The following is a 6,299-nucleotide window of genomic DNA, read 5'->3' as shown; positions in this document are numbered from 1 at the left end:
TGGTAGGTCCCATCCATAACGTGTCCTTTCTGTCCTCTTCTGCCAATCAAGCAGGACACATGATCCGAGCCCCCTCTTCTCTGCCGGACAGGGAGGGCCCGAGGGCCCTCCCTGTCCGGTCGCAATCGTGGAGTGGGTATGGCGCAGCTGCTGTTCTCGACGTCGGCGTTCCGGCCTGACGGGTCATCGGTGGAGGATGTCCCCATCCTCCTCGACGAACGGATGCGGCTCATCGAACCAGTCTGCGCATGGCTGATGCACATCGCACTGGTGCGCGGCAGGACGCGCAGCTCCCAAACCTGGCGAACCTATGGCGAAGCCCTCTACGACTGGTGGCAGACGCTCGAGGCCAATGGCTGGGCGTGGAACGAAATCGGCCCGGGCGAGCTTGCCGCCTATCGCGACGAGATGCTCCGGCCTCGCGGCGACAGTGGCAGGCCTCTCGCGCGCAGCACAATCAACGGGCGCCTCAGGACCATAGGCCGGTTCTACCGGTGGAGCGTTGCCAATGGGCTGATGTCGCAGGTCCCGTTCGCGGGCCAGGAAATCTCACTGTCGCGCAGCCGTCCGCTGGGCTTCCTTGCCCACGTCGATGCTAACGGCGGCCGAGCTCAGGCCAACGAGCTGACCATGCGGCACGTGCCCATGTTGCCACGTCCGCTGGTGCCGGAAGCGATCCGGCGCATCATGGCCGGAATGTCGGCACGCGACCGGCTGATCGTCGAGTGGGCAGTGACAACGGGTATCCGCCGGATGGAAGTCGCGGGTCTGACCGTGCGTCACCTGAAGAGATCGGGGAGCGAACCGATGATCCCGGTGCAGATCGACGAAACCAAGGGCGGGCGCTCGCGGATGATTTATCCCCCGGCCCCACTGATCGACCGCACCCGAGCCTATGTCCGAGAGGAGCGGGCCATCGTGGTCCGACGCACTGCGGTGAATCGAGCTGATCGTGACCCCGAAGCTCTGTTCCTGACCTGTCGGGGGCAACCGATGAAACCTCGCAGGATCGGCGCGATGTTCACGGCGGCTGCCGAAGCGGCAGGCGTGACGGCGACGTTCCACGCGCTGCGGCATACCTTCGCCGCAGCCATGCTGCGGTTCCTGCAGCGCGAAGCCCAAACCAATCCCGAACTCAACCCTCTGCTCACGCTGCAGGTGTTGCTCGGCCATGCCGACCTGGCGACCACAGCGGTCTACTTGCGCGTCGTCGAAACCGATCTGTCGGTGATCGAGGCCTCAGTCGATGATCTCTATGCGGCGCTGCTGTAATGCCGCGCGGGAAAAAGGACTACCGGGTCGCGCCGTCACCCGAGCCGCTCATCGGCAATCCAGGAGCGCTGCTCGTCAATGTCGTCGATGCCGACGGCAAGCTCGAGTGTTCGTTCGACTTCTCGATCTTCGCCGAGCGGCCCGCAATGGCCGCCGAGTGGGCGCTCGCCTTCCGCCACCACTATGCCGTCAGGCAACCGGCAAACAGGGTGAGCGTCTATCGGAACCTGAAACTGTGGTTCGCCTTTCTGGGCGAGCATTACACCAGCATCGCGGCGACGCGCGATGTCGATACGGGCGTGCTCAATGCGTTCATCGTCTGGCTCGGCACCAGACCCTGGAGCAAGGGCACGCGTTACACCGTCTGGTCGATCATCAAGCAACACATGGCTTGGCTCAAACGCAACCGGCCCGACCTGGTCCATCCCGATCTCGAGATCCCGTTCAACCCGTTCCCCCGTAAAAATGCCGAAGCGCGCCAGCGCGAGGCGTTGAGCCGCCATGAAATGGAACGCGTACTCGCCGCCGCCCGAAAGGACATCGAGGCAGGCTGGTCGTTGTTCGAGGAGGGGCGCTGCGCGCTTGCTCGCGTCGACCGGGCGGTGATCGCCGCCGAGCCGGACCTTGCGAAACTCGATCTCGGCGACATCGGCGTGATGCTCGCAGTGATCGACGTTCGGTTCGGCGGCGTACCGCCCAAGGTCCAAGACATGTTGCGCAAGGGTGCCGAGCTCTGGCGGCTCCACTTTGCGACGATCCGTCATGGCGGCATGGGCGGGGTTGCGGGCCGTCTGTTCGCGCTGCCCGACACGATCGTCGCTTACATGATCGCTATCGGTGCGCAGACCTACGCCAACACCGAGGCGCTCAGGCTGATGCGGCGCGACTGCATGGGCGAACATCTGCTGCTCGAAGGGCGGGTCATGGTCAGCTGGCATAAGGGGCGGGCGGGCCGCGAACAACGGCGCAGCTTCTTGCGCGACAAGAAGTTCTCGGTACCTGTGCTGATCGAGCAGGTGCTGGCGATGACCGAAAGGCTGGTGCCCCATGCGCCGATGCCCGACCGTGATCGCCTGTTCCTCACCGGCATCATACGTGCGTCGCGCAGCACGGGCGTGATCCCCGATTACCTGGCTTCGAAACTGACCCGGCGGTTCGTGAATCGTCACGACTTGCTCGACGATAGCGGCAAGCCGCTCAAGCTGACACTGGCGGCGCTGCGCGCATCGGGGCTGACGCTCGCGCACGAACGGCTTGGGCACGATATCCTGAAAACCCAGGCGCTGGCCAACCATGCCACTCCCGATACGACGCAGCGCTATGTGGATCGCCCCAGGGTCCGAAAGGCGCAGGCTATGGCGATCGGCAAGTTGCAAGCGCGGTTCGTCGAGGTGGTGCGCGGCGATGCCGAAACCCCGCCCGAAACGGAGGCGCTCCCCGATCTGAGCAATGCGACCGCAGCAGGCTTCATCTGCCGCGATCCCGTGGCTGGCGTCGCCGAAGGCCAGCGCAAGGGCGAGCTGTGCACAGCCTGGCTCGGGTGCTTCACCTGCCCCAATGCCGTGATCCCGCTCGAGGAGGACGTACTGACCCGTCTCCTTGCGACGCGGGTTGCGCTCACCGACGGTCGGGCCGGTATGGCGCCAGAGCGCTGGCGGCGGCTCTACGCGCCCAAGCTGGAAATCCTCGAGCGCGATATCTTGTCCCGGTTCCCCGATGCGATGCTTGAAGCAGCAGCAAGGGCGCCGCTGCCGCAACTGCCACCGATCGAATGACCGCGCACCCCCGCCCGCTCGCAATGTCGTCGTCATGGGAGGATGCGCCGATCTCCCCCTGGAGCCGGTTCGGCGACGGTGAATGGCTGCTCGATATCCGCACCGCAGGCCGCCGCGCGGATCAAAACCGGTTCAGTTGGGCCGCTCCCATGCCGGAGTGCTCCAGGATCAGCGGGCACGATCATTCCCACCTGATCCGCGCGGCGAAGCACTTCCTGTGGTCGATGCACTTCGATCCACCGCGTGGACGCAAACGGTCCTCAGCGACATCGCTCCAGCAGAAGGCGATGCTGCTGCGTCCGATTATCGGGTGGATGGCGGGCGAAGGGCTCAGCCGTTTTGCCGAGATCGACCCTGCTGCGGTCGAGCGGTTCTGCACATGGTTGCGCAGGCGACCATCGCGCGCCGGCCATGACTCGATCAGGCCCGCCACCGTCACGAACTATCTGCTCGCAATCAAGGATCTCTACCGGCAGCGTTCAAAGCTGGCCGATGCACCGCTGATCGACCCGTTGCCGCTGGAAACCACCTATGAGGCCGCAGGCCACACCCGCGCCAGCAAGGGCTCCATACCGTTCATCCCGGATCGGCAAGCAATCGCGATCCTGAACGAAGCCTTGCGGTGGATCGAGAAGCACGGCGAGACGATCGTGATGGCCGAAGCGATCCGCCTCGAAGCGCGGGAGCGCGGGCTTGCGACCGGCGTCTTCCGGCAAGCCTCTTATCACGTGCGCAGGGCGCTGCGCGCCGCGAGGCTGAGCGATCCATCGGGCGAACGCCTCGACGGGGCCTATGCGGCGCGGCAAGCGGCGGTCCACCTCGTCGAAGCCTGCTATATCGTGATCGCCGGGTTCGTTGGCATGCGCGTCAGCGAGATCCTGTCGATGAAGGTCGGGGCAATCGAGTATCGCCCGATCGGCGAGACCGGGGTGGATCAGGCCTATGTGGTGGCACGGTTGTTCAAGACGGTCGATGATCCCGATGGGCGGGTCGAACGCTGGACGGCACCCGCACCGGTGGCCCGCGCGGTCGATCTGCTCGAGCGCCTGAGCGCACCCCTGCGCGCTGCCTCGGGGCGTGAGGAGCTGTTCCTGGTGAAGAACACGCAATACGGCGAGATCGTGCCGGTGACCCACATGCACATCGCCTGGCGCATCAACGACTTTGCACGCCACGTCGGCGTCCCCGACCATGACGGGAAGCCCTGGCAGTTCAGCACGCACCAGTTCCGCAAGACCTTCGCCCGGTTCGTGGCTCGTCGCGACCGCACGCAGCTCCTGGGCCTCGCCGATCACTTCAAGCATGCCTCGGTGGCAATGACCGCGCGCGGTTACGTCGGCAGCGACTTCGACCTGCACAGCCTCATCAATCACGAAGCGCGTGCCGAAACCGCTGCAGCGCTGGACCGCCTACTTGCCGCAAGGCAGCTCGGCGGCAAGATGGGTGAACGCATCGTCGCCCGCAACGCGCGGTTCCGCGGCCGCGCAGGCGAGCAGGTGCGGCGGGACTACGTGGCGTTCATCCTCGAAGAGACGGACCTGCGCATCCATGCCTGCGACTATGGCTGGTGCGTGTTCCAGCAGGAAACTTCCCGCTGCGGCGGCGAACTCGAACCCGACGAAGCCGGACGCGCGCCAGCGGTCTGTCTCTCGTGCGCAAACATGGTGATCGAGGCGAAGCACGGTTCCTATTGGCGGGATCGCAGGGAGCGCAATGCTGCGCTTCTGCCATGTGCCAATCCCATGACCGCAGCCGTGCTGAATGAAGCAATCGGACAATGCGAGCGGGTGCTCGCGCAAATCGGAGATGACCATGGGCAAGAGTGAAGTGGACCCACGCGGACAATCGGCAGCGAGGAGCTACCGGGCGGCTCTGGCGAGGCTGGTTCGCGGCGAGGGTCGGCATCCCGACCACGCCGGGCGGGTGGTGCGGATCACGCCGGCCTCGGTGGCCCGCGAGGCCGGACGCAGCCGCAATCCACTTTATACGACACATCGCGACATCCTCGATGAAATCGAAGTGGCTGCTGAAGGACCGACGCCTATGCGGGACCTTGCGGCCCGGATCGCAGAACTCGAGGCCGCACTTGCGCATCTGCGCTCCGATGCGCGCCGACATGGTGAGGAACGTCGCGAACTCGCCAGCGAGAACATGACACTGCTGCACCGGGCGAGGAGCGCTGAGGATCGGCTCACGGCGATCCTGCGGCGAATGCCTGAAGCCCCCGCCACAGGCGCCATCACGCGGCCGCGCTAATCTGCTCCGGTTGCCGGGCATGCATCCAGTCAGCCGCCGCCTGGGCTTTGCTGGCCAGCGTGAAGATCGCGCGAGCGTCGGCCTTGAGCACGCGTAGCCATGACGCAATATAGGCCGCATGGTCCGGTCGCGGATGATGCGCGATACCAAGATCGGCCATGACGAGTGCGGCTCCGAGATCTGCGATCGCCTCCTCCGCTGCGTATCTGTCCGACCCGAACCTGCCGGACAGATCCCGGTCGCAGCGGTGGGCTGCTCCTGTGGCGTGCAGGCCTTCATGGAAAAGCGTGCCATAATAAGCGGCAGGCTCCCTGAACTGAGCGAAGGGTGGCATCTGCACGCGATCTTCCGAAGGAATATAATACGCCTCGTTGCCGCCATGCCGACACTCAATGCCAAGGTTGGCCCAGAAGGAATCGGCGTTCTGTAGCCGCGCATTGTCGGACAGGAGATCGATGGCTGGCGGCGCATAGCCATCGACCTGGGCCTCATTGAAAACGCTGTAGCCACGGGCAAACATGCGAGCGCGACCACGCCCCTCCTGCTCGTCGTCCCCATCTTCGGCATCCTCGCCGCGCTGGTTGATCTTCCAGAAGACGATGGTCGTCGCCTGCTCGCCCTTGCGGACCTGGGCGCCAAGCGCCTGCCACTGGCGATAGCTCGCCCAGCGCCCGGAGCAGTAGCCCGCGGCCTGCGCCGCGATCCACAGACTGAGGATGTTGGATCCCCGGTAGCGCTTGCAGGTGCCAGCGTTGACTGGCCGCGACGTCGCTGAGCCGTCATGGTGCCACGGCATGGTCCAGGAACCTGCCCCTGCCTCGATGGCTGCGACGATCTCGTTGGTGACGCGTGTGTAGATATCCGTGCGTTCGGTGCTGCGCATGATCAGGACTCCCGTCCTGAAATCGCAAGGCTGGCCCTGCGATTTTGCGGCAACAGCAGGGCGCAAAGGCCATCGACGGCCCTCGAAACGAGGACACTTGCGATGTTACATAC

5 protein-coding genes are annotated in these 6,299 nt (G+C 65.1%); 4 read left to right on the top strand and 1 reads right to left on the bottom strand.

The features are described 5' to 3' along the window. Positions 1-138: 138 nt before the first annotated feature. The 4 genes from QMG56_RS22870 to QMG56_RS22855 are packed head-to-tail and all read left to right on the top strand — an operon-like array spanning position 139 to position 5,303. On the top strand, positions 139-1,272 hold the full coding sequence (locus QMG56_RS22870; protein ID WP_007015922.1) for a tyrosine-type recombinase/integrase: 1,134 nt from the start codon (positions 139-141) through the stop codon (positions 1,270-1,272). Further along, positions 1,272-3,047, top strand: a complete 1,776-nt coding sequence (locus QMG56_RS22865; protein WP_007015923.1) for a site-specific integrase — start codon at positions 1,272-1,274, stop codon at positions 3,045-3,047. Before QMG56_RS22870 ends, QMG56_RS22865 begins: the two co-directional genes overlap by 1 nt. Then, on the top strand, positions 3,044-4,873 hold the full coding sequence (locus tag QMG56_RS22860) for a hypothetical protein (RefSeq protein WP_238532679.1): 1,830 nt from the start codon (positions 3,044-3,046) through the stop codon (positions 4,871-4,873). The genes QMG56_RS22865 and QMG56_RS22860 overlap by 4 nt, the downstream gene beginning before the upstream one ends. Then, the gene (locus QMG56_RS22855; RefSeq protein WP_007015925.1) at positions 4,860-5,303 is read left to right on the top strand and encodes a hypothetical protein; all 444 of its coding nucleotides are present in this window, start codon (positions 4,860-4,862) and stop codon (positions 5,301-5,303) included. The genes QMG56_RS22860 and QMG56_RS22855 overlap by 14 nt, the downstream gene beginning before the upstream one ends. On the opposite strand, the gene QMG56_RS22850 is transcribed toward QMG56_RS22855, so the two are convergent. Further along, complete coding sequence (locus QMG56_RS22850) at positions 5,287-6,186, bottom strand: ArdC family protein (protein ID WP_007015926.1); 900 nt, start codon at positions 6,184-6,186, stop codon at positions 5,287-5,289. The genes QMG56_RS22855 and QMG56_RS22850 overlap by 17 nt on opposite strands. Positions 6,187-6,299 lie beyond the last annotated feature (113 nt).

Origin of the sequence: Sphingobium sp. BS19, from assembly GCF_027925545.1 — a bacterium.
GTDB lineage: Bacteria > Pseudomonadota > Alphaproteobacteria > Sphingomonadales > Sphingomonadaceae > Sphingobium.
Note: the sequence above shows the minus strand (reverse complement) of the source record. Positions and strands in the feature narration are given on the sequence as shown.

What these genes read in the sequence shown, in the direction of transcription:
- QMG56_RS22870 (WP_007015922.1), top strand. Translation starts at nt 139, where the DNA reads ATGGCGCAGCTGCTGTTCTCGACGTCGGCGTTCCGGCCTGACGGGTCA.
- QMG56_RS22865 (WP_007015923.1), top strand. Translation starts at nt 1,272, where the DNA reads ATGCCGCGCGGGAAAAAGGACTACCGGGTCGCGCCGTCACCCGAGCCG.
- QMG56_RS22860 (WP_238532679.1), top strand. Translation starts at nt 3,044, where the DNA reads ATGACCGCGCACCCCCGCCCGCTCGCAATGTCGTCGTCATGGGAGGAT.
- QMG56_RS22855 (WP_007015925.1), top strand. Translation starts at nt 4,860, where the DNA reads ATGGGCAAGAGTGAAGTGGACCCACGCGGACAATCGGCAGCGAGGAGC.
- QMG56_RS22850 (WP_007015926.1), bottom strand. Translation starts at nt 6,186, where the DNA reads ATGCGCAGCACCGAACGCACGGATATCTACACACGCGTCACCAACGAG.